The sequence below is a fragment of the Streptomyces anandii JCM 4720 genome, from assembly GCF_014650655.1.
Classification (GTDB): domain Bacteria; phylum Actinomycetota; class Actinomycetes; order Streptomycetales; family Streptomycetaceae; genus Streptomyces; species Streptomyces anandii.
The window spans coordinates 742-4,924 of record NZ_BMVJ01000051.1 but is presented as its reverse complement, the minus strand read 5'-3'; the positions used below and the strand labels follow the sequence as shown (position 1 = coordinate 4,924).

1 protein-coding gene is annotated in these 4,183 nt (G+C 73.4%); it reads left to right on the top strand.

Going from position 1 to position 4,183, the window contains the following annotated elements; translation table 11 throughout:
* A partial coding sequence (locus tag IE249_RS35115) for a type I polyketide synthase (RefSeq protein ID WP_189711517.1) occupies positions 1-4,183 on the top strand: 4,183 nt, incomplete at both ends.

The window sequence follows — 4,183 nt, the reverse complement described above, 5'->3', positions numbered from 1 at the left end:
GATCCGCGCCGGCGACCAGGTCGGCTGCGACCACCTGGAGGAACTCACCCTCGAAGCACCCCTGGTCCTCCCCGAGCGGGGTGCCGTACAGCTGCAACTCCTGGTCGGCGCACCGGGCGACGACGGGCGCCGCTCGCTCACCGTGGCGTCGCGCCCGCAGGACTCGCGCACCGAGCAGATGTGGACCCGGCACGCCACCGGTCTGCTCGCCTCGGGCGCCGCCCGCTCTTCGACCGGCCTGGAGGAATGGCCGCCGAGGGACGCCGTACCCGTCGAAGTGGACGGACTCTACGATGATTTGGCGAGTACGGGCCTGCGGTACGGGCCCGTGTTCCAGGGACTGCGAGCCGCGTGGCGACGCGGGGACGAGGTCTTCGCGGAAGTCGCTCTGCCCGAGGCGGCGGCGGGTGAAGCGGAGCGGTTCGGGCTGCACCCCGCGCTGCTCGACTCGGCGCTGCACGCGCTCGGCCTGGGCGTACTCGAGCCCGCAGAGGCGGGGACGAACGCGGAAGGTGCCGGGCGGCTGCCCTTCGCCTGGAGCGGTGTGTCGCTGCAGGCGGCCGGCGCCGCCGCGCTGCGCGTTCGACTGTTGCCGACGGACGGGAACGGCGGCGTACGGCTGACGGTCGCGGATGTGACCGGCGCCCCGGTGGCGACCGTGGAGTCACTGGTGCTGCGTACCGTCTCGCAGGACCAGGTGCGGACCGCGCAGGTGGCGTACCACGAATCGGTGTTCCGGCTGGAGTGGGCGGAACTCCCGCTCCCCGCCACCCAAGACATCGGGGCCGGGTCGGATTCCCGGGTCGCGCGGGCTGTCCTTGCCGGCAGTGAGTCGGGGACGGTGTTCCCGGCGGACCTGTCGGAGTTGGACGGCGCCGGCGGGCGGACCGGACGCCACGCGGATCTCGCGGGGCTCGCGGCCGCGGTGGAGGCCGGCGCCCCGGTTCCGGACGAGGTGTTCGTCGAGGTCCGCTCGCCGGGCGGGCGGAACGGTGCCGACGTTCGTGACGCGGTCGTGGACACGCTGGCGCTGGCCCAGTCGTGGCTGGCCGACGCGCGGTTCGCGGGTTCGCGGCTGGTCGTGGTGACGCACGGCGCCGTCGCGGTGTCCGAGCGGGACGAGGACGTCGATCCCGCGCTGGCCGCGGTGTGGGGGCTGCTGCGTTCGGCCACGTCGGAGAACCCGGACCGTTTCGTCCTCGTGGACTGCGACGGGGACGAGGCATCCTGGCGCGCCCTGCCCACCGCACTGGCGACGGACGAACCCCAGCTGGCCCTGCGGCAGGGCGAAGTACGCGCCCTCCGCCTGGCCCGGGTCGCTGCTCGACCCACGGACGCCGCCGCTCAGTCGGACGATGCCCCGAAGTACGACCCGCGGGGAACCGTCCTGCTGACCGGAGCCTCCGGCATGCTGGGCGGACTGTTCGCCCGGCATCTCGTGTCGGAGCACGGCGTACGGCACCTGCTGCTGGTCAGCCGGCGCGGGGCCGCGGCGGAGGGCGCGGACGAACTCACCGCCGAACTGGACGCGTTCGGCGCGCACGTCACCTGGGCCGCCTGTGACGTAGCCGATCGCGACGCGCTCGCCGAGGCCATCGCGGCCGTTCCCGCCGAGCACCCACTGACCGCCGTCGTCCACACCGCCGGCGTACTGGACGACGGCGTGATCGCCTCCCAGTCGCGCGAGAGTATCGACCGCGTGTTCGGACCGAAGGTCGGCGGTGCGCTGAACCTGCACGAACTGACGCGTGACGCGGACCTTTCCGCCTTCGTACTGTTCTCCTCCTCCTCCGGTGTCTTCGGCGGCCCCGGCCAGGCCAACTACGCGGCCGCCAACGCCTTCCTCGACGCCCTCGCCCAGCACCGCCGCGCCCACGGCCTCGCGGCCACCTCACTGGCCTGGGGACTGTGGGGCGACGGCGACTCCGGCGGCATGGCGAGCACGCTGGACGAGACCGACCTCCGGCGCCTGCGCCGCAGCGGCCTGCCCCCGCTGTCGGCCACCGAGGGCCGTAACCTCTTCGACCTCGCCCACGAGGCCGACGAGGCGGCACTCGTCCTCATGCGGGTCGACGTACGGACACTGCGGGGCCAGGCCGCGCAGGGCACGATGTCACCGCTGCTGCGCGGACTGGTGCGCACACCGTTGCGCCGCGCGGCCGGCGCGGCCGGATCCGCCACCGGCGGCACGGGCGGCGGAGCACAGGGACTGGCGGCCCGGCTGGCGGCCCTGGCAGCGCCAGAACGGGACCGGTTCCTGCTCGATCTGGTACGGACCCAGGTCGCGGCCGTGCTCGGGCACGCGGGCCCCGCCGCGGTCGAACCCGCGCGGGCGTTCAAGGAGTTGGGCTTCGACTCCCTCACCGCCGTGGAACTGCGCAACCGCCTCGGCGACGCGACCGGGCTGCGGCTGCCGCCCACGCTCGTCTTCGACTACCCCACCTCGACCGCGCTCGCGGACCATCTGCGCGGCGAACTCCTCGGCGACGCGCTCGCCGAACTGCCCGGCCGGCACGCCGGCACCACCGGTGCCGGCGTCGCGCCCATGGTGGCCGCCGACGCGGACGACCCCATCGCCATCGTCGCGATGAGCTGCCGCTTCCCCGGCGGTGTCCGCAGCCCGGAGGACCTGTGGGACATGCTGGTCTCCGGCCGGGACGGCATCTCCGGCTTCCCGACCGACCGCGGCTGGAACCTCGACGCCCTCTACAGCGACGACCCCGACCTCGAAGGCACCAGTTACGCGCGCGAGGGCGGCTTCCTGCACGACGCCGCCTACTTCGACGCCGGGTTCTTCGGGATCTCGCCGCGTGAGGCGCTGGCGATGGACCCGCAGCAGCGGCTGCTGCTGGAGACCTCCTGGGAGGCGTTCGAGCGGGCCGGCATCGACCCGGCCGCGCTGCGCGGCAGCAGCACCGGCGTCTTCGTGGGCTCCAACGAACAGGACTACCTGACGCTGTGGCTCCAGGACCCCGACGGCCTCGAAGGACACCTGGGCACCGGCAACGCGGCCAGCGTCGCCTCCGGCCGCATCTCCTACACCTTCGGCCTCGAAGGCCCGGCGATCACCGTCGACACCGCCTGCTCCTCGTCGCTGGTCACGCTCCACCTGGCGGCTCAGGCGCTGCGCAACGGTGAGTGCTCACTGGCCCTCGCCGGAGCCGTGACCCTCATGTCGACACCGGGCGCCTTCACCGAGTTCAGCCGGCAGCGCGGACTTGCCGCCGACGGCCGGATCAAGGCGTTCGCCGCGTCGGCGGACGGCACCAGCTGGTCCGAGGGCGTCGCCATGCTCCTCGTGGAGCGGCTGTCCGACGCCCGCCGCAACGGCCACCCGGTGCTCGCGGTCGTACGCGGCACCGCCATCAACCAGGACGGTGCGAGCAACGGTCTGACGGCTCCGAACGGTCCGTCGCAGCAGCGGGTGATCCGGCAGGCGTTGGCGTCGGCGGGGTTGTCGGCCGCGGATGTGGACGCGGTGGAGGCGCACGGTACGGGTACGACGCTGGGCGACCCGATCGAGGCGCAGGCCTTGCTCGCCACCTACGGACAGGGCCGGGACGAGGAACGGCCGCTGTGGCTCGGCTCCGTCAAGTCCAACATCGGCCACACCCAGGCCGTCGCGGGCGCGGCCGGTGTGATCAAGATGGTCATGGCGATGCGGAACGAGACACTTCCGCAGACCCTGCACGTCGACGAGCCGACCCCGCACGTCGACTGGTCCGCCGGGAACATCGCCCTGCTCACCGAGGCCAGGGAATGGCCGCGGACGGACCACCCGCGCCGCGCGGGCGTGTCGTCGTTCGGCTACAGCGGCACCAATGCCCACGCCATTCTCGAACAGGCACCCGCCGACGAGCCCGCGCCTACCAGGGACGTCGCGTCCGCGCCTTCCCCGCTGCCCTTCCTGGTGTCCGGCCGTACCGGTGACGCGCTGCGCGCCCAGGCCGACCGTCTGCTGACCCATCTCGGCACCTGGTCCGGCTCCGGGTCCGGGTCCCAAGCCGGCCCTGAATTCGAATCGCTGGACCTCGCCGGCTCACTGGCCACCGGGCGCTCGGCGTTCGACACCCGAGCCGTCGTATTGGCCCACGACCACGACGAACTCCTCACCGGCCTCACCGCCCTCGCCGAAGGACGGGAGGCTCCGGGACTCACCACGGGCTCCGCGGCCAACGCCGGG